15 protein-coding genes and 1 other annotated feature are annotated in these 18,652 nt (G+C 38.4%); of the genes, 7 read left to right on the forward strand and 8 right to left on the reverse strand.

Annotation, left to right across the window (positions count from 1 at the left end; all coding sequences use genetic code 11):
• Positions 1-23 precede the first annotated feature (23 nt).
• Complete coding sequence (gene ezrA / locus IE222_RS04235; RefSeq protein WP_191269989.1) at positions 24-1,712, reverse strand: septation ring formation regulator EzrA; 1,689 nt, start codon at positions 1,710-1,712, stop codon at positions 24-26.
• Positions 1,713-1,870: 158 nt separating this feature from the next.
• Positions 1,871-2,503, reverse strand: coding sequence for a forespore capture DNA-binding protein RefZ (gene refZ, locus IE222_RS04240; protein WP_191269990.1), 633 nt, complete (start codon positions 2,501-2,503; stop codon positions 1,871-1,873).
• A 156-nt stretch (positions 2,504-2,659) separates the two neighbouring features.
• Here refZ and msrC point away from each other — a divergent pair, with 156 nt between their 5' ends.
• The gene (msrC, locus tag IE222_RS04245) at positions 2,660-3,142 is read left to right on the forward strand and encodes a free L-methionine (R)-S-oxide reductase MsrC (protein WP_191269992.1); all 483 of its coding nucleotides are present in this window, start codon (positions 2,660-2,662) and stop codon (positions 3,140-3,142) included.
• Positions 3,143-3,171: 29 nt separating this feature from the next.
• Here the strand turns inward: msrC and megL are convergent, their stop codons facing one another.
• Together megL and IE222_RS04255 are read right to left on the reverse strand one after the other, a co-directional pair.
• Entirely contained in the window at positions 3,172-4,356 is a 1,185-nt protein-coding gene (megL, locus tag IE222_RS04250) for a methionine gamma-lyase (RefSeq protein WP_191269994.1), read from the reverse strand.
• A gap of 95 nt (positions 4,357-4,451) precedes the next feature.
• Positions 4,452-5,444: a GGDEF domain-containing protein gene (locus IE222_RS04255; RefSeq protein WP_191269996.1), complete on the reverse strand. Its 993-nt coding sequence runs from the start codon at positions 5,442-5,444 to the stop codon at positions 4,452-4,454.
• A 444-nt stretch (positions 5,445-5,888) separates the two neighbouring features.
• On the opposite strand from IE222_RS04255, the gene rpsD reads away from it, so the two are divergent.
• Complete coding sequence (gene rpsD, locus IE222_RS04260; RefSeq protein WP_191270002.1) at positions 5,889-6,491, forward strand: 30S ribosomal protein S4; 603 nt, start codon at positions 5,889-5,891, stop codon at positions 6,489-6,491.
• Positions 6,492-6,755: 264 nt separating this feature from the next.
• Positions 6,756-7,868, forward strand: coding sequence for a hypothetical protein (locus tag IE222_RS04265; RefSeq protein WP_223282573.1), 1,113 nt, complete (start codon positions 6,756-6,758; stop codon positions 7,866-7,868).
• A 270-nt stretch (positions 7,869-8,138) separates the two neighbouring features.
• On the opposite strand, the gene IE222_RS04270 is transcribed toward IE222_RS04265, so the two are convergent.
• Together IE222_RS04270 and IE222_RS04275 are read right to left on the reverse strand one after the other, a co-directional pair.
• Positions 8,139-8,327, reverse strand: coding sequence for a DUF6954 family protein (locus tag IE222_RS04270; protein WP_191270006.1), 189 nt, complete (start codon positions 8,325-8,327; stop codon positions 8,139-8,141).
• A gap of 147 nt (positions 8,328-8,474) precedes the next feature.
• Positions 8,475-11,321, reverse strand: coding sequence for a transglycosylase domain-containing protein (locus tag IE222_RS04275; protein ID WP_191270007.1), 2,847 nt, complete (start codon positions 11,319-11,321; stop codon positions 8,475-8,477).
• Positions 11,322-11,470: 149 nt separating this feature from the next.
• Positions 11,471-11,684, forward strand: a binding site (T-box leader).
• 41 nt (positions 11,685-11,725) lie between these two features.
• Between IE222_RS04275 and tyrS the strand changes: the two genes are divergently transcribed.
• Positions 11,726-12,979: a tyrosine--tRNA ligase gene (tyrS, locus tag IE222_RS04280; protein ID WP_191270009.1), complete on the forward strand. Its 1,254-nt coding sequence runs from the start codon at positions 11,726-11,728 to the stop codon at positions 12,977-12,979.
• A 49-nt stretch (positions 12,980-13,028) separates the two neighbouring features.
• On the opposite strand, the gene acsA is transcribed toward tyrS, so the two are convergent.
• Positions 13,029-14,750 (reverse strand): acetate--CoA ligase, encoded by a 1,722-nt coding sequence (gene acsA, locus IE222_RS04285; RefSeq protein ID WP_191270011.1) that lies wholly within the window; start codon positions 14,748-14,750, stop codon positions 13,029-13,031.
• 214 nt (positions 14,751-14,964) lie between these two features.
• On the opposite strand from acsA, the gene IE222_RS04290 reads away from it, so the two are divergent.
• The 3 genes from IE222_RS04290 to IE222_RS04300 are packed head-to-tail and all read left to right on the forward strand — an operon-like array spanning position 14,965 to position 17,448.
• A complete protein-coding gene (locus IE222_RS04290; RefSeq protein ID WP_191270013.1) occupies positions 14,965-15,597 on the forward strand; it encodes a GNAT family N-acetyltransferase in 633 nt (210 codons plus the stop codon).
• Positions 15,598-15,643: 46 nt separating this feature from the next.
• On the forward strand, positions 15,644-16,285 hold the full coding sequence (locus IE222_RS04295) for an acetoin utilization AcuB family protein (RefSeq protein WP_191270015.1): 642 nt from the start codon (positions 15,644-15,646) through the stop codon (positions 16,283-16,285).
• Between the two features lie 2 nt (positions 16,286-16,287).
• Positions 16,288-17,448 (forward strand): acetoin utilization protein AcuC, encoded by a 1,161-nt coding sequence (locus IE222_RS04300; protein WP_191270017.1) that lies wholly within the window; start codon positions 16,288-16,290, stop codon positions 17,446-17,448.
• 57 nt (positions 17,449-17,505) lie between these two features.
• Here the strand turns inward: IE222_RS04300 and ccpA are convergent, their stop codons facing one another.
• A complete protein-coding gene (gene ccpA / locus IE222_RS04305; protein ID WP_191270019.1) occupies positions 17,506-18,513 on the reverse strand; it encodes a catabolite control protein A in 1,008 nt (335 codons plus the stop codon).
• Between the last annotated feature and the right edge of the window lie 139 nt (positions 18,514-18,652).

An 18,652-nucleotide genomic window follows, 5' to 3' on the forward strand; every position in this document is an offset into this window, starting at 1 on the left:
TTGGTCTAACCGGTTTCTTAACATTAGGCTGATTCAATTGCCGCTTTAATTTTTCGTAAAGCTTCTGGGTCAATCCCTTCAAGCGATACCGCTACCTGCTCTAATGCTTCTTGATAATCATAGCGTCTGAAGGCCATTTCAGCTGCCAATAGACCTTTGGCAACCGTCGGATAATGTGTCCGATAGCGATTTCCATATTGGATTGCCTGCTCAGCAAGCATAACATTTTCAATTAACTCAACCGTCGAATTCACCAGCTTTTCTACCGTTAAGACCGCCATTTCTAAGTATTGATTCAGCGCAGAAATATTGAGCGGCTTTTCTTCAAGCTGAACCCTGACATTTTGAATGCCTTCATTCGCATCTTTAAAAAGATATTTGTAATCTTCAGGAAGTCCCGGAACATTGCTTTTCTGAACGAGCCTGACTGTTTCTGCAATTTTTTTCGATAGTTCCTTCACTTTTTCTCGTGCTTCGAATTCATCCTTGCGAAGCGCCTGCAGCTTTTGAGCAAAGGTTTGCTGTTCCTCACGAATTAAATCCAGCTGTTCTTTAATCTCAGCAAGTTCCTCACTAATGACAGATTGCGCCGTTTCATTTTGTTTTAATTTCTCCATCAAAATATAATAGCGTTTGTAAACAGCTGCCAGTTCTCTTTCCAAATTACTTTGAATCTCAAGGTCCTGATCAGACACTTGATAGCTCGTTTGAACATGCAGGACTTCCTCTGAAAGACTTTTATTTTCAGCTTCAGCTGAAGCAAGCAGTCCGTCAGCTTGCTCTTTATGTTTTAACACAAAATGCCTGGCATGTACTTCTTTTTCCAATAAATCCAAAAGAATATCAATTCGTTCCTTAACCTCTTTTGTCCCTTCGACAGCTTTTTCAATTTCTGCTGTTTCAATAAACCCGATATTTTCAGCAAGCTTTTCCTGGAGCCGTGTTGTTTCATCTTCTACCTGGATATGTTCTAAATAATATTCCTGCTCTGTCATCTCACGGTAACCGCCTTGAACCTCCGTAAGCTGATTAGGTAGAAGTGATTGATTTTCAATCAGGAGCTGCGGAATTAAATTCATGTTATTCTGTATCGTTTCAAGCTTATTATGAATCAAAAGGACAACTTCACGGGCTTCGAGATAATTTCCATGCTCTGTTTTCTCATCAAATTCGTGAAACTTTTGGGTAACCTCTTCAAGACCCGACTCCAATTGTTTTTCCGCTTTGCCAAAATTATGACGATGGGCTAATAGTCTCTTCTTTGAATCACGATATAATTCCTTCAATTGTTCAATTTCTTCGCGATTTTTCTCTTCACTTCCAACAAGCTCATATAATTCTTCCAAAATACTATTGATCAGATTTTCAGTCTCTCGCAGCTGGTTCGCAATGTTTTGCTGAACTTCTTTCGCTTTATTGAAACGGTACTTGTCTATGTACTCTTCGGCATCAAATAGCATTTCTTCTAAATTTGGAAGCTTGATTGTTACTACTTCATCCCATTGATTCCGCCAGCGTTCAAAAAGCTCCTCCGTCTGTCCCGTCATATTGAGCTGCTTCACCTTCGACATCTCATCAGGTACAGGACGATTAAATAAGTCAATTTTCCAAGCCTCTAAGCGATCCATTTCTTTAAAGTATTTTTTCTTTATGATATATCCCACTAAAAACAATGCAAGTAAGAGGATAAATGGTCCAATGATATATATCACGTGTAAGCCTCCTATTCCAACCAACAATAAGTCCATTATTAAAAAAAATCTATATATAAATCTGGTAAGGTTTGTTCAATGCCTTTATGATACCATGTTAACGACAATTTTTGACTATTATTTTCAATATTTTTGTAAAAAAAAATAGCGAATGATCGCTATTTGATTACTGCGCCTTTTTTTATTGGTATTTCTGAACATAATGTTTGATCAATCCAGAAATAAATATCTTTTAAATATTTTTGCACAAAGAAGGCCTCATTTGGAAAAACATATAACACTTCTCGCATGTAATGCGTGTTTAAAAACGGCATCATAAGTAAAGCCTTGAACTGCGTGATTAAATAGGGAATGGAGTGTGGGCGGAATTCGTTCCATTCAAATCCTCTTTCAAAGATCTTCTGAAAATAATATTTTTCCTTCAACGAGTACGTCGACATAACTTCCCTGACCACTTGAGAATCTACTGACATTTCCCGATAAACAAAGCTGGTAAGGTGAATGTTTTCACACTGAAACTGAAGCAAATCACTTGCAACTTGCTTTAGGCAGACCCTAGCACCCTTATCAATGGAAAAATAAGCTTCCTCCATTTTTTGAATATATTGCTCAAAGAAATGGGTAAAACAATATTCTAATAGTCCCGCTTTATTTTCAAAATGGTACGCAATGCCAGCTATATTTACTTTTGCCAGGCTGGCAATATCCCTCACCGAAGTTCCCGAATATCCTTTTGAATTAAACAAAAGTATAGCCGCCTTGACAATCGCTTCTTTAGCATTTTTTTTCATTGTTTTTCCCCCTTTTGGAGCTTCCATCTTCCCTTACTATTAAAAGTTCTTGTTGTCACAATTGATTCCTTCATGAAAATGTCGACAAAGTCTGCTCATTTTCTTTTATTTTTGATAAAATAGACTATAAACTTTAGAAGAAAAAGGTGAAATATCATGTTTAACGTCGAAATGTACACAGGAACACGTGAAGAAAATTATGAGCTTGTAACGAAACAATTGCGTGCTCTTTTGCACGGCGAAAAAAATCAAATTGCCAATCTTAGTAATGCATCAGCCTTATTAAATCAATTTCTAGATAGAATTAATTGGGTTGGTTTTTATTTAATGGATACAAATAATGAACTTGTTTTAGGACCGTTTCAGGGACTTCCTGCCTGTGTAAGAATTCCAGTCGGCAAAGGAGTCTGCGGTTCCGCAGCGCTTAGAAAGGAGACGCTGCGTGTCCAAGATGTTCACCGATTTCCAGGTCATATCGCCTGTGACGCAGCCTCTCAATCCGAAATTGTCATTCCTATCATAAAAGGAAATCAATTAATTGGGGTGCTAGACATTGATTCACCAGAATCAAACCGCTTCGATGAACTTGATCAAGCAAAGCTGGAAGAATTTGTTTCCGTTTTAACTGAATTCATTTAAAAACTCGCCCTTCAAAAGGGCGAGTTCTTTTATATTTTATCTAATGCCTGCTCCAGATCTTCTTTTATATCCTCCCATGCTTCAAGACCTGCCGAAAGCCTTAGCAATGAATTTTCAATTCCCATTTTTCTTCGTTCTTCTTCCGGTACAACTGCATGGGTCATTGTGGCCGGGTGCTGAATTAATGTTTCTGCATCCCCAAGGCTTACTGCAATTTTAATCAACTTTAGTTGATTCATAAACTGCTGTGCTGTTTCTTTAGTCCCTTTTACCGAAAAGGAAATCATTCCTCCCGGCTGTCTCATTTGTTTAAGCATGATTTGATAGTCCGGATGTTTATCGTCACCAGGATAGTAGATGGTGTCGATTTTAGGATGTTGTTTCAAAAATGTAAAAATCCTGCTGGCGTTTTCAGAATGGCGGTCCATCCGGACAGGCAGGGTTTTCACCCCACGAAGCAGAAGCCAGGCATCAAATGGAGAAATAATGCCGCCCATATCTTTTTGAGTTGTGAAGGCAACATGCCTAATCCACTCTTTATCGCCTATTACTAATCCAGCTATTACGTCACCGTGGCCGCAAATATATTTTGTAGCACTGTGAATGACGATATCACACCCTTTTGTAATAGGTGTTTGTAAAAACGGGGAACAAAAGGTATTATCAACAACCACTGGGATCCCCTTTTCTTTAGCGACTTTCGCCACCATTTCTAAATCAACAAGCTTCATGGTAGGATTAATCGGTGTTTCAATATAAATAACAGTCGTATTTGGCAAAATTCCCTTTTCTACTGTTTCAATTGAATCCATCGCCGAAAAACCATGGGTTATTTCATATTTTCCTTTTAACAATTGCAGCAGGCCAAATGTACAACCATAAATCCCTTGTGAACATAGAATATGATCACCACTTTTAGTTAAATTTGTGAGAACCGCACTAACCGCAGCCATTCCAGACGAAAAGGCAAGTGCCGCTTCACCTTTTTCAAGTGCTGCAACCCTGTCTTCAAGTATTTTGACTGTTGGATTTCGTAATCTCGAATAAATATAGCCATCCTCTAGTCCGGCAAATCTTTTTTCACCCTGTTCGGCATTTGCAAATGTAAAGGTTGAAGATTGATATAAAGGCGGCACTAAGCTTCCATGAAACTGTTCTTCCTGATACCCGGTATGAATGACCTCGGTCTCAAACCGAGCTTTCTTTTCTTTCATCTTGGCAGCTCCCCTCTTTTGAAAACGCCTTCATTTTTTCTATATTATATGATTGCTTTTCAATTAAAGTTAAGTTACCAGTAAAATTGACCAGCTTAACTTACCTTACTATCGTCTTTTTGTGTAACCACCTTATTTTTCCCCGTGGATTTTGCTGAATATAACGCTTCATCGGCACGCTTAAATAAGTATTTATATGAATCAGCAATTTCTTTCTGCCAATAAGAAACACCGCACGAAACTGTAATTCTGGGCTTTGATTTTTCTGCAACTTTCTTAGCTAATCTTTTAGCAATGGCTGCTCCATCTTCTAATGATACCTTCGGCAAATAGATCGCTAATTCTTCGCCGCCCCAGCGTGCCCCGATATCATTTTCACGAATGCTTGTTTTAATTAAGTTAGCTACTTGAACCAGTACCTCATCCCCAATTTGATGTCCATATGTATCATTTATATTTTTAAAATTATCAATATCGATTAAAATGAAACTGCCTTGTTCATCCTCTTTCATAGAGCGATGAATTTTTTCATCCAATAGCCTGCGTGAATGGAGCTTTGTTAAGTAATCGGTAATGACTAATGTTTTAGCGGCCTCGTTTAACATTGTTAAGGTAGAAATCAGCTGTTGTGACTCTTGGTAAATCTTTGCATTATCCAGCGCATTTCCCGCACTTTCCAGCAGGGTTGAAATAAATTCAATTTCAATATTCATTAGTGCAAACGTGTCTGGAACAACAAGCTGCAGCACCCCATATACCTCTTTATTCCCCTTTATCGGTGCATATATTGTGGTATGTAAATTTACTGATGAATGTTCAAATTGAACTTCTCCAGAAGCAAAGGATTGAGCTAAGGCTATATTTTTACTGTCGTATTCCAGCTCAATAATAGGGAAATCCCCCTTGGAGCAAGCAGCACTTGAAAGATGCAGATAGTATGAAAAGTTAGGAAAAGTCTCATTAAGTATAGTAGTCAATTCACCAATTAAGGCTTCTACATTCATAAAAGAATGAAGCTTTTCACTAATTAAAAATAAGCTTTTATAAAGTTTTACTTTTGATAATAAATCTTTCTCGAGAGAACCCATTCCATCTCCACCTATTTTTACAAACATTTATAAATTCCAAATATATACACTACACCCTTATTATAGCCAATTTTGTAGTAGGTTTGGTATAGTATTTTCAATAAAATATTAAATTTTCTATTACAATTTTAATATAAGAAAAGGATTAGAAAATTTGATTGGCGGAAATTTTCTTGACTTTAACAGTATAAAAATTATATAATACTTTTTGTGTAAAATATTGCAGCCTAAGAGAACAACTTTAATTGTTTCATTTTGTTCCTCGTAAGAAAAGCAACGTTTTTTGGTCTGGATAACAGTTCTCGAAGAAACCGTTCTTGCGATGGTGCATCGTGTAACCCTCTGCTGCTAGGGCGATGGTGCATGAAAACAAAATGACTGTTAGTGTAGTTTCTTAACGGTTTTTATTTTACCAAAATAAAAACACGAAGGAGGAGTCATATTATGGCTCGTTACACCGGCCCAAGCTGGAAAATATCTCGTCGTCTTGGAATTTCTCTAAGCGGTACAGGTAAAGAATTAGAAAAGCGTCCTTACGCTCCTGGACAACACGGTCCAAACCAACGTAAAAAGATTTCTGAATACGGATTGCAATTACAAGAAAAGCAAAAACTTCGTCATATGTACGGAGTAAATGAGCGTCAATTCCGCACTTTGTTTGTTAAAGCAGGTAAAATGGGCGGCGTTCACGGCGAAAACTTCATGATCCTTCTTGAGGCTCGCCTTGATAACCTTGTATACCGTTTAGGTCTTGCTCGCACTCGCCGTGCAGCACGTCAATTAGTTAACCACGGGCACATCATGGTTGATGGTTCTCGCGTTGATATTCCATCATACCGTGTAGCACCAGGACAAACAATCAGCGTTCGTGAAAAATCACGCAGCCTTGATGTAATCAAGGAAGCAATCGAAGCTAATAACTTCGTTCCTGATTATTTAACTTTCGATGCTGACAAATTAGAAGGTACTTTCACTCGCTTACCAGAGCGTTCTGAATTACCTGCTGAAATTAACGAAACATTCATCGTTGAGTTCTATTCACGTTAATTAATTCGCTTTTTAAATAGCGATACCAAACACCCTAGAATTGTTGATAAAACAACGTTTCTAGGGTGTTTTATTTATCTCTTGGTTTGTAATCTAATGTATTCCTCACCACCCTTAATTGGGGGAGGTTTTGGGGGTACTTTTTATAACGTATCGTGGACGGACGCTTTTTAAAAAACATGCTTTTAATATATCTTGTTTAAATTTCAAGTAGACAAAACAATTAATTTCTTCAAAAAATATAGATCATTCAGAGGCGAATTTATGTTTAATTTTGATGATAAAGATTTAATTCAGATGCTTAGTTTAGGAACTGATTCAGAGGTAGAATTGAATGCAATGAAAGAAAAGAAAGTTGAGTTTAGAAAACATTTTGGACAATTACTTAGTAAGAGTAGAAAAAACGCAAAAAGCAATGAATGTTTTTATTGTGGTGAAAAATGTAGTAGTTTTTGCAATTCGCACTCAATACCTGCTTTTTTTCTAAGAAACATCGCTCACCAAGGGTTTGTTTATAATAACCATAAATTAATAAACATGCCATTATTAGATGATGATATAGGTGTAAACAAGACTGGTACTTTTCAATTAATTTGTAGAGAATGTGATAGCAAAATATTTAGTGACTATGAAAATCCAGATAATTATGAAGGTACACCAACTTCAAAAATGATAGCACAAATTGCAATGAAAAATTACTTAAAAAGCATAAGTAAAAGAAAATTAGAAATTGAAATATTTAATAATATGATGGATAGTACCGAACAACCATTTGAAAACATTGAGCAAAAACAAATTATAAATAATTTAGATTTACAAGAATACATCGAAGGATTAAATCGTGCAAAACGAGTAGAAAAAAAGGGATGGGATAATGAGTATTATTTATTTTATTATCAAAAACTAGACTATGTTGTTCCAATCGCTTTCCAAAGTACTGTTGTATTGCTAACTGATTTTGAAGGTAATATTATTAACAATATATACAACTATTCACCCGAATATCAAATGAAATCGGTTCATATATGTGTGTTCCCACTTGAAAGTTCTAGTGTAATTATGATGTTTGTAGATTCAAAGGAAAAGAGATACAGATCCTTCTACAAGCAATTCCGAAAACTGTCTCACGAAGATAAGTTAGCTGCAATAAACTTTATAATTTTTAGTTATTCTGAAGATGTATTTATACACAAAAAAATCAACGAAGAAGTTTTAAAACATCAAGGTCTGGTAGATGTTAGTAGAAAATCCTTAGAGTTAATAACAACAAATCCAAATATAGATGTTAACCCTTTGTTAATAGGTAAAGAAAATGTTAATTTTGATAAAATGCACGAAATTCCTAACCTGCTCTCGAAGGAGTTCAAAGTTCGATAACTTGTAAGGGGGATTTTTACATTTGTTAATTGATTTGCTTATTAATTAGCAATCACAAAAACCCGTAGAAACTGCGTTATATCAACGCCTCTAGGGTTTTTTATTTGTACTTTGCTTTGTAGAATTTTGAATTCTCCCCCAAAGAATTGGGGGGATTTGGGGGAAGTTTTTAAACCAAAAATATCCAATGGGCAGACGAGTACTTAATTATAAAGATTCTCCTAATAAAAGTCGCGGCACCTGTTTTTCAAATTGGCAGAGGATTTTTTATTATTTATTGTTTACCCATTGTATCGTTCTACGATATAGAAATCCTAATACCATATATATACCAATGACAATTGCTGCAGTTAATAATCTTTCACTTAAAACTCCGTCTGCAAAAAGTACAGGTCCGAGTCCGAAAAATGTAACAAGTGCAAGCAAAATAATAAAAACTATGTGTACTAAAAACCTCATCTAATCACCCCTAATGTCCTCTTTCTATATTAGACGATGCGTTAAAAATGATGTTACCTTTATCACTATTTCTTCAGTCTATTCTCCCCTAATACAATACAAAAAAGCACACCAGGTGTGCTTTTTTGTATTCCTGTTCAACAGCCATTATTCAGGTTTTTTCTGCGGCTTTTTATCCGGTTTAACCTTTTGATTGTCTTTGGGCTTATCTTTTGGTTTTTCTTCCGGCTTTCCAGCAACTGGCTGGTCCTCAGATTTTTCTGGCACTCCGATTTCAATCACATTGGAAGGTGGAGATTCCTTACCGGCAATATCTACTGCCGTAACATAGTAAGCACCATTGCCAGCTGCAAATGAGCGCTTAGAACCGTTTACAATGCTGCCTACTTTTGCACCATCTCGATAAACCCGGTAGCCTACCACATCCTTATCAGAAGCATTAGACCAGGTTAAGGTATTTTTACTAGCTTTTAAACTAACAGGGCTTGGATTTTTCCCATCATCACTCATTTTTGCCGTCGATACAAGGATTTTCCCCCAACGATCCCTCTGCGGAATTAACTGGCTGTAATTATGGAAGTTAGGCCCTACCATCCGCTTGATAAAATCAGGGTTTAGGATCATCCCAAACTGGGTAAACTCTTTTGGTGTGGAATCCAAGGCTAAGAACTTTTTATCTCCAACGGTGACATAATTTCCTTCAATTAAGCTATCATCCACTTTTGTCGGAACATTATTGACATTGAAATAATCACTTTCAACAAGTCCAGCTTTTGAACAGACTGCAGATGGAAGCATACCGGAAACTGCACAATAGGAACGCCTTACAATCCCGCCAGGCATTTTAAACGATTGTTTTGGCGCAATTAATTCGGGTTTAATTTTATATGCTGCATTCATTAATTGAGCCCAGAGATTATTGGTACGCTGGCTATATGACATACTTCCATAGGTCTTTAATGACTTAGGCTTATCATACCCTCTCCAAATACCGAATGTAATATTTGGGTTGGTGGCAACAAACCAGGAGTCGATATACTGATTACCTGTTCCGGTTTTCCCAGCCCAGTCAGCACTAAAGTTAAGCTTGCTCCTAATTCCAGCAGCCGTTCCCATTTTAATGACGTCACGCATCATATCTAGCGTTAGATAAGCAGTCTGCGGTTTAAATACATCCACTTCCTTGATCTTATGCTGAAAGATTGTCTTGCCATTTTTATCAACGATTTTATCGATTAAGTAAGCGTCAATGAATTTCCCACCATTGGCAAATGTACTAAACGCATTCGTATTTTCTTCGATTGTTACACCGTTAGTCATGGAACCAATACTAGTCGCAAGATTCGTATAGTCCGCTTTTGTCAGCGAAGTGAAGCCCATCTTTTCTAGATACTTCGCTGGCTGTTGATTGACTATTTCCTTGTAGAGCTTAACCGCTGGCACGTTATAGGATTTCGCAAGAGCATATCGTGCGGAAACTAATCCGCTATACCTTAAATCATAGTTGTGCGGCCATGGGCTCGAGCTTGCAGGATTAAGAGCTAACGCGACATCCGGAAGCGGCGTTCCTGGGGAGGCCTTTCCTAACTCAATTGCTGGTCCATAGATGAGCAGCGGCTTCATTGTCGAACCATTTTGCCGAATGGCATTTGTAGCATGGTTCAACTGGTGCTCGCCATCATACTTTCTTCCACCGACAAAGCTGATAATTTTCCCGGTTTTATTTTCAATCAGCATTGCTCCAACCTGAACCGGCTCCATAACTGTTTTCCATTCACCGGTTTCTGGGTCCTTTATTTTCTCCGGTTTATCAGGCCCGTACCATTGATAGTTGTCCTTTACTTTTTGCATAGCATCGTAGATTTTTTTATCAATTGTAGTGTGGATTTTATAGCCATTTTGCCGTAAATCATGGCTGGCTAACGTTTTATACTTGTAGTATAGAGACTCATCTTTTTTCAATTCTTTTTCAGAATAACCGTCTTTTTGTGCCAAGACATACGTTAAAACCTCTTTGGCTCGATTTTCGATTTCAAACGTCAGCCAAGGGTATTTTTCAATTGGATTTGGCAAAGGCTTAATAAAGTCCTTTGTAATGTCATAGGCTGATGCCTCATTGTATTGTTTTTCATTGATAAATCCGCCATCATACATTCGCTTTAAAACTGTTTTCATCCTTGTGAGTCCAGGTTCAAGATTCTTTTTCACAGTCGCCTCGTTTGTAAAAGGCGTATAACCAAATGGACTTTGCGGCAGACCAGCAATGAAGGCAGCTTGCGGCAATGTCAAGTCACTCGCTTTTTTTCCAAAGATTCCTTTTGCTGCAGCCTGGACCCCGGCAATGTTTTTACCTGAAGAATTTCTTCCGAAGGTGGCAACATTTAAATAGGCCTCTAGAATCTCTTTCTTATCAAAAAATCTCTCTAAGCGGAGGGCAAGCAAGATTTCGTTTGCTTTTCTTTGAAAGGAAACCTCATTCGTTAAAATTTGGTTCTTAATTAATTGCTGTGTTAAGGTACTTCCGCCAGATTGAACCGAGGAGTTTGTTACCTCTTGGAAAAGTGCTCGGAAAACCGCCTTTGGCACCACGCCGTTATGTTGGTAAAAATATTCATCCTCTGTTGCGATGACCGCTTTGGTTAAATAATCAGATACCTGATCAAGCTTTACTTCCTCACGTTCCAGATCCGTTCTAAGCTTTCCAAGATAGACATTATGATCAAAATATAATTGCGATGTTTCCGTGTAATTATAAATATCTTTTTTCATACTATCGTATGAACGGACGGGTTCATCTTTTACAAGTGAGGCAAAATAACCAGCACCTACACCTGCAGCAAACGAGCCGCCAATAATGACCACTGTCAGAATTAGGAGGATTAAATTCCATACGACCGAATAAGTAATCCGGGCTCCCTTAACCGTTTTTCTATGGGTAAGCAAGGTAAAGATGGATTTGACTTTTTTAATCCAAGTTTGCCATTTTTCATTCATTAAATGCATCACCTCATTTTAAATCACCTATCATTATAGCATATCGAAAATATAAAGTTTGACAACATTCAACATTTTTCTGAAATTTCCATTTCCAATTTGACAAGGGAGAAGCTTTATGTTAAAAAAGACTAATAAGAAAATTTTTATAAAAAGCGTTGAAGGGAACAAATTGTAGTTCTTCTATCCCTGTTCAAGAGAGACAGCGGCTGGTGTAAGCTGTCACATATAGAAGAATGAATTACCTCCTGGAGCTTTCTCTGTGAATGATTAAAGTAACAGAGAACGGAAAAACCGTTATTTTTTTCAAGTTGGAGGAGTATTCCTCAAGCTGGGTGGTACCGCGATTTTTTCGTCCCTGCATTATGCAGGGGCGTTTTTATTTTTTAATGGAGGTTATTCAAATGGATTTATTACAAGATTTAAAGTGGCGGGGAATTATTTATCAGCAAACGGACGAAGAGGGTTTGAAAGAATTATTAAATAACGAAAAAATTTCCCTTTATTGCGGAGCTGACCCAACAGCTGACAGCCTGCATATCGGCCACTTAGTGCCATTTTTAACATTAAGACGTTTCCAGCAGCAAGGACATCGTCCGATCGTATTAGTCGGTGGTGCAACCGGATTAATCGGTGACCCTAGCGGCAAAAGCGAAGAAAGAAAACTGCAGACATTAGAGGCAGTTCAAAAAAATGTCGAAGGAATTCAGAAGCAGCTTGCAGCTATTTTTGAATTTGAAGGAGAAAATGGTGCTATTATGGTGAATAACTATGATTGGACCAGTTCGATGAGCGTTGTTACTTTCCTGCGAGATATCGGAAAAAATATCGGCGTCAACTACATGCTGGCAAAGGATACCATTGCTAACCGACTTGAATCAGGTATTTCCTTTACTGAATTTACCTATACCATTCTACAGGCAATGGATTTCAATCATTTATACGATCATCATAATTGTAAATTGCAAATTGGCGGCAGCGATCAGTGGGGGAATATTACGACTGGCTTAGAATTAATCCGCAAGATGCATACCGAAGAAACAAAAGCTTTCGGGATGACGATTCCTCTAGTAACAAAAGCAGATGGTACAAAGTTTGGGAAAACAGAAGGCGGCGCGATTTGGCTTGACCCTGAAAAAACAACTCCGTATGAATTCTATCAATTCTGGATTAATACAGCGGATGCCGATGTTGTGAAATACTTAAAGTACTTCACATACCTTTCTCACGAAGAAATTGAACAGCTTGAGGTAAGTGTTCAGGAAGAACCACATCTTCGCAAGGCGCAAAAAGGATTGGCAGAAGAAATGACCCGCCTGATTCACGGGGAAGAAGCATTGCAGCAGGCTATTAAAATTTCACAGGCATTATTTAGCGGCGATGTGAAGAATCTTTCGGCTGTTGAAATTAAGCAAGGCTTTAAGGATGTACCAACATATGAGGCGGCAGGTGAGGAAAATTTAGTCGATCTTTTAGTCGCTGCTAAAATTTCACCATCGAAACGCCAGGCTCGTGAAGATATCTCAAATGGTGCTGTTACGGTAAATGGCGAAAAAATTACCGACACTGCTCACATCCTGCAAGAAGAGGACAGAATCGAAGGACAGTTTACGATCATTAGAAGAGGTAAAAAGAAATACACCTTGGTCAAATATTAAAAAAAGAAAGACAGCACAATCTTTAGATTTGGCTGTCTTTTCTTTTGTATTAGTCTTCCATTGTCGAAAGGTCACCGGTCGGTAAATCTAGTTCCCATGCTTTTAGGACACGTCTCATGATTTTACCGCTTCGTGTCTTTGGCAGCTTGTCACGGAAATCAATTTCCCTAGGTGCTGCATGAGCAGCAAGGCCTTTTTTGACAAACTGACGAATTTCTTCTTTTAATTCTTCAGTCGCACTATAACCGTCTCGAAGCGCAATAAACGCTTTTATGATTTCACCGCGGACAGGGTCAGGTTTACCGATTACGCCTGCTTCTGCAACGGCAGGATGCTCTACAAGCTTACTTTCTACTTCAAACGGGCCGACACGCTCACCAGATGTCATAATGACATCGTCTACACGGCCTTGGAACCAGAAATACCCGTCCTCATCCATGTAAGCTGAATCGCCAGAAACGTACCAGTCTCCATGTGGCAAGAAGTAAGATTCATATTTTGCTTGATTATTCCAAATCGTATGCATCATGGATGGCCAGCCTTTTTTGATAGCCAAATTTCCCATACGATATGGCGGAAGCTCATTGCCTTGATCATCAACAATAGCAGCCACAACACCTGGGATTGGTTTACCCATTGAGCCAGGTTTAATTTCCATACATGGGTAGTTGCTGATTAGCTGTGCACCAGTTTCTGTCATCCACCAATTGTCATGGATTCGCTTATTGAATACTTTCGCACCCCATTTTACGACTTCCGGATTTAATGGCTCGCCCACACTCAATACATGACGGAGGCTGCTTAAGTCGAACTTCTTAACAAGCTCGTCACCTGCCCCCATTAGCATCCTGAATGCCGTTGGTGCACTATACCATACTGTTACGCCAAAGTCTTCAATCATTTTATACCATGATTCAGGGCTGAAGCGTCCGCCGATAATCACGTTTGATGTTCCAGTTAACCACGGACCAAAGATACCGTAAGAAGTACCAGTAACCCAGCCTGGGTCAGCCGTACACCAGTAGACATCATCCTCTTTTAAGTCAAGCACCCATTTAGCAGTTTGATATTGCTGAAGCATCGCATTATGTACATGCAGCACCCCTTTTGGTTTGCCTGTTGAACCGGAGGTATAATGCAGGATTAAACCGTCAGTGCGCTCCACCCATTCAATGTTAAGATTGCTGCTTGCTTTTTCGAATTTTTCAAGGAAGTTAATCAAATTACCCTGTTCTTCAACATTTTTTCCGACAAGGAAAATTTGCTTTAATTCAGGCAGATCCTGAACAGGAACTCGATCGAGCAATTCAGGAGTAGTTACAAGAACTTTCGCGCCGCTATCTTGCAAACGGTCTCTGACAGCGCCTTCCATAAATGCTTCAAATAATGGACCTACAATCGCGCCTAATTTAATGGCACCTAAAACAGTAAAGTAAAGCTCCGGTGAACGTGGCATGAAAATAAATACGCGGTCCCCCTTCTCTACATCGCCATAATTCTTTAGCACATTCCCCGCTTTGTTGGAAAGCTCCTTCATTTCCTTAAAAGTATACTTTTCATTTCTTGAACCGTCCCGATAGTAAAGAGCGACCTTATTTTTCCGGAAGGATTCAGCATGACGATCGATGGCTTCAAATGCCATATTGACTAGCCCTGTTTCACTCCAGGAAAATTCCTTCTCCGCATCTTTCCAGTTGAAATGTTCATACATTTCTTCATAGTTGCGTAAATTATGATCCCCTTGCACAACTGGTAATGCTTGCACTTTCACATTAATCTCCCCCTTGAAACTTATTTAGATTATTATATTACAAATAGTAACTATTCACAATTTTAAAAATAATATTTTTTTAAAAATATTATTTGTCCATTATTTATCCTGTTTTCATTTTCATATTACTGAAAATTTTGTGAAATGTCTTATTCATCTGCAAAATTATGTATAATAGAGTTATTATACGATAGATTTTTCTAGGGGTGACCTAATGAAACATAAAAAAACTTATAATGCGAAGGAGTTAAAAACACCTGACGGTACGCTTATCATTGAAGGGCCAATTTCATCAGAATCACTAAAGGGCTATGATTTTCATGAAGATTTAATCGCCTTTCGTCCTCCTGAGCAGCAGCATACAGCATTAATTGGAATTGCCGACCTGCCTGAAGGAAGAATTATCATAGCAAGGCATCAAAACACTATTGTTGGTTATGTTACCTTCCTCTATCCTGATCCCCTGGAACGGTGGTCGGAAGGGAAAATGGAAAATTTAATAGAATTAGGTGCTATTGAAGTTATTCCGAAATTTAGAGGATGTGCCGTCGGTAAAAACCTGCTGAAGGTTTCGATGATGGATGATGCAATGGAAGATTATCTGATTATTACAACGGAATATTATTGGCATTGGGATTTAAAAGGAACGAAATTAAATGTATGGGAATATCGAAAAATCATGGAGAAGATGATGAACGCCGGAGGGTTAGAGTGGTATGCCACAGATGATCCAGAAATATGCTCGCACCCCGCGAATTGTTTAATGGCAAGAATCGGTAAACGGATCGACCTGGAGACAGTTCAAAAGTTCGACCGACTGCGCTTTATGAACCGTTTTATGTACTAACCGGCTTTTTCATCCTGAATTTAATAAGAATTGAGGCGATACTGAAATGATTGTAGAAGAAATCATGAAAACAGATGTCGTAACATTATATCCAACAGATACCATTGCAGATGCTATTCATGTAATGGAAACTAATAATATCCGCCATATTCCAATTATCAATAAGGAGAATAATTTAGTCGGTCTTGTGACTATTTCTAGATTAAAAGAAGTCACCCCGTCAACCTTTCGGACAAATGAAAATCCAGATGAATTAACAAAGCCACTCGAATTAATCATGGAGCAAAATGTAATTACCGGTCACCCGCTGGATTTTGTAGAAGAGTCTGCAGCGTTATTTTATGAGTATAAAATCAGCGCCATTCCGATTATTAAAGACCGCAAGCTCGTTGGAATCATAACAGAAACAGATATACTTCGAACGATGGTGGAACTTACTGGTGCGCACCAGCCTGGGTCGCAAATTGAAATCAGGGTACCAAACATTTCAGGCATCCTTTCGGACATTGCCGGAATCATTCGCAAACGGAATGCCAATATTCTTAGTGTTTTAGTTTACCCGGATAAAAAGGATGATCAATTCAAAATACTTGTCATTAGAGTCCAATTAATGAATCCTACCGGTTTAATTCAAGATTTAAGAAAGGCTGGTCACCAGGTTCTATGGCCAAATCTTCCGGGGATTTAACTATGAAAGATGCTTGCGCCTTTGTTTTTTCAGAAGAACTGCTAAATTATAAATTTAGCAGCCATCATCCTTTTAATCAATTCCGGCTAAAATTAACAGTAGATTTATTAAACAAGATGAATGCACTAGATCCTAAACAAATTATTCCGCCAAGGATGGCAACGGAAGAGGAGTTAAAGCTTATCCATGATCCAGGTTTTATTGATGCCGTTAAAAAAGCAGGCAACGGCCAGCTTCCAAAGGAAATTGCCGAAAATTATGGGCTGGGTACAGAAGATACTCCAATATTTCCTAACATGCATGAAGCAAGTTCCCTTTTAGTCGGCGGAACACTTACTGCTGTCGATCAGGTAATGACAGGAAAAGCCCTCCATGCTGTGCATCTTGGAGGTGGATTGCATCATGGTTTTCGAGGAAAGGCATCTGGGTTTTGTGTTTATAACGATAGTTCAGTCGCCATAAAATATTTACTTGAAAAATATAATGCCCGTGTACTATATGTTGATACAGATGCTCACCATGGTGATGGAGTTCAATGGTCTTTTTATGATGAACCAAACGTGTGTACACTCTCCATCCATGAGACAGGACGCTATTTATTTCCCGGAACTGGGAATATCAACGAAAGAGGACAGGGCGCGGGTTACGGATATTCTTTTAACATCCCAGTAGATGCCTTTACCGAAGATGAATCGTGGCTTCAGGCCTATTCACAGGCAATTAGAGAGGTTGCTGAGTTTTTCAAGCCAGACGTCATACTTACTCAAAACGGGGCCGATTCGCACTACTATGACCCTCTCACTCATTTATCAGCGACGATGAAAATTTATCGAGAAATTCCAAAGCTCGCACATGAAATAGCCCACCAATATTGCGGAGGCAGATGGGTAGCAGTTGGCGGGGGCGGGTATGACATTTGGAGGGTCGTTCCAAGAGCATGGGCCCTGATATGGCTTGTGATGACAGAAAACTCAAATTGTTACGGCAGCTTGCCGAAAGAATGGGTAAACTATTGGCAGAAAAAATCTCCTGTAGAGCTCCCAAAAGAATGGGATGATCCGGATAATCTATATCCTCCCATCCCAAGAAAACCGGAAATCACCGAAAAAAATTTTAATACACTGGAAAAAGCCTTATATCCAATTCGAAATCAAAAAAAGTAAATTTCTATAATTGAAAAACAATATAAAAACGGCCGGTTATTTTAACCGGCCATTTTCTTACTGTTCTCTCGTTGATTGGCGATGCTCTATCCGATGTGGCAGAACAACGATTTGATCTTCCACTTTTTCCTTATTCATCAGCTTTGTTAAGAGACGCATAGCAACAGCACCGATATCATATAACGGCTGAACAATCGTCGTCAGCTGCGGACGAACCATTAATGACAATCGTGTATTATCAGATGTAATCACTTCAAAGTCTTGAGGAATATGGTAACCTTTATCTTCTGCCCCATGAACTACTCCAAGGGCCATCTCATCTGCACCAACAAAAATCGCAGTTGGTCTTTCAGGCAATTCTAGCAATTTTTCGAATGCTTCTAATCCGGAATCGTAAGTATAATCCCCTTCAATAATCAATTGTTCATTAAATGGAATATTTGCTTCATTTAAAGCTCTCTTATATCCCTTAAGTTTTTTTACAGTAATATCTGGCTCATAATGCGGACCATTTACAAAGGCTATTTGTTTATGACCTCGCTCAATAAATTCTTTTACAGAATCATACGCAGCTTGTTCATAATTAATATTTACTGAAGGAATCTTTTCGGTCTCTTCAATTGACCCGGCAAGGACAAGTGGAACCTGTGATTTCTCAAATTCCTCAACATGTTCCTCGGTAATATTCCCGCCCATGAAGACAATACCATCCACTTGTTTTCCAAGCATAGTATGCAGCAAATGTAACTCTTTATCCTTGTTTTGGTCAGAGTTGCTGAGGATAATATTGTATTTGTACATTGTTGCAATATCCTCAATACCACGAGCAAGCTCCGCAAAAAAGATATTGGAGATATCCGGGATGATAACACCCACTGTTGTAGTTTTCTTACTTGCCAATCCCCTAGCTACGGCATTGGGAACATAACCAAGTCTTTCAATTACCTCTAAAACCTTTTTACGTGTAACAGGTTTGACATTCGGATTTCCATTCACTACACGTGAGACCGTTGCCATAGACACGTTTGCCTCGCGGGCAACATCATAAATTGTAATATTATTCACTAATAAACACTCTCCTAAAAACGAACATTGTTTACTTTATTTTATATCACGCAGTGTAAATCTAGTCATACATTCTAGCATCAGTAACTAGTCTGTTTCATTCACACAACACCACTGCGGATTTTGTGATAAAGTAAAC

Source organism: Neobacillus kokaensis, from assembly GCF_014656545.1.
Lineage (GTDB): Bacteria > Bacillota > Bacilli > Bacillales > Cytobacillaceae > Neobacillus > Neobacillus kokaensis.

Excerpts from the sequence above, each read along its gene's own strand:
- IE222_RS04255 (WP_191269996.1), bottom strand. The coding sequence starts at position 5,444 with ATGGGTTCTCTCGAGAAAGATTTATTATCAAAAGTAAAACTTTATAAA.
- rpsD (WP_191270002.1), top strand. The coding sequence starts at position 5,889 with ATGGCTCGTTACACCGGCCCAAGCTGGAAAATATCTCGTCGTCTTGGA.
- IE222_RS04270 (WP_191270006.1), bottom strand. The coding sequence starts at position 8,327 with ATGAGGTTTTTAGTACACATAGTTTTTATTATTTTGCTTGCACTTGTT.
- tyrS (WP_191270009.1), top strand. The coding sequence starts at position 11,726 with ATGGATTTATTACAAGATTTAAAGTGGCGGGGAATTATTTATCAGCAA.
- IE222_RS04290 (WP_191270013.1), top strand. The coding sequence starts at position 14,965 with ATGAAACATAAAAAAACTTATAATGCGAAGGAGTTAAAAACACCTGAC.
- IE222_RS04300 (WP_191270017.1), top strand. The coding sequence starts at position 16,288 with ATGAAAGATGCTTGCGCCTTTGTTTTTTCAGAAGAACTGCTAAATTAT.
- megL (WP_191269994.1), bottom strand. The coding sequence starts at position 4,356 with ATGAAAGAAAAGAAAGCTCGGTTTGAGACCGAGGTCATTCATACCGGG.
- refZ (WP_191269990.1), bottom strand. The coding sequence starts at position 2,503 with ATGAAAAAAAATGCTAAAGAAGCGATTGTCAAGGCGGCTATACTTTTG.
- IE222_RS04295 (WP_191270015.1), top strand. The coding sequence starts at position 15,644 with ATGATTGTAGAAGAAATCATGAAAACAGATGTCGTAACATTATATCCA.
- IE222_RS04275 (WP_191270007.1), bottom strand. The coding sequence starts at position 11,321 with ATGAATGAAAAATGGCAAACTTGGATTAAAAAAGTCAAATCCATCTTT.
- IE222_RS04265 (WP_223282573.1), top strand. The coding sequence starts at position 6,756 with ATGTTTAATTTTGATGATAAAGATTTAATTCAGATGCTTAGTTTAGGA.
- msrC (WP_191269992.1), top strand. The coding sequence starts at position 2,660 with ATGTTTAACGTCGAAATGTACACAGGAACACGTGAAGAAAATTATGAG.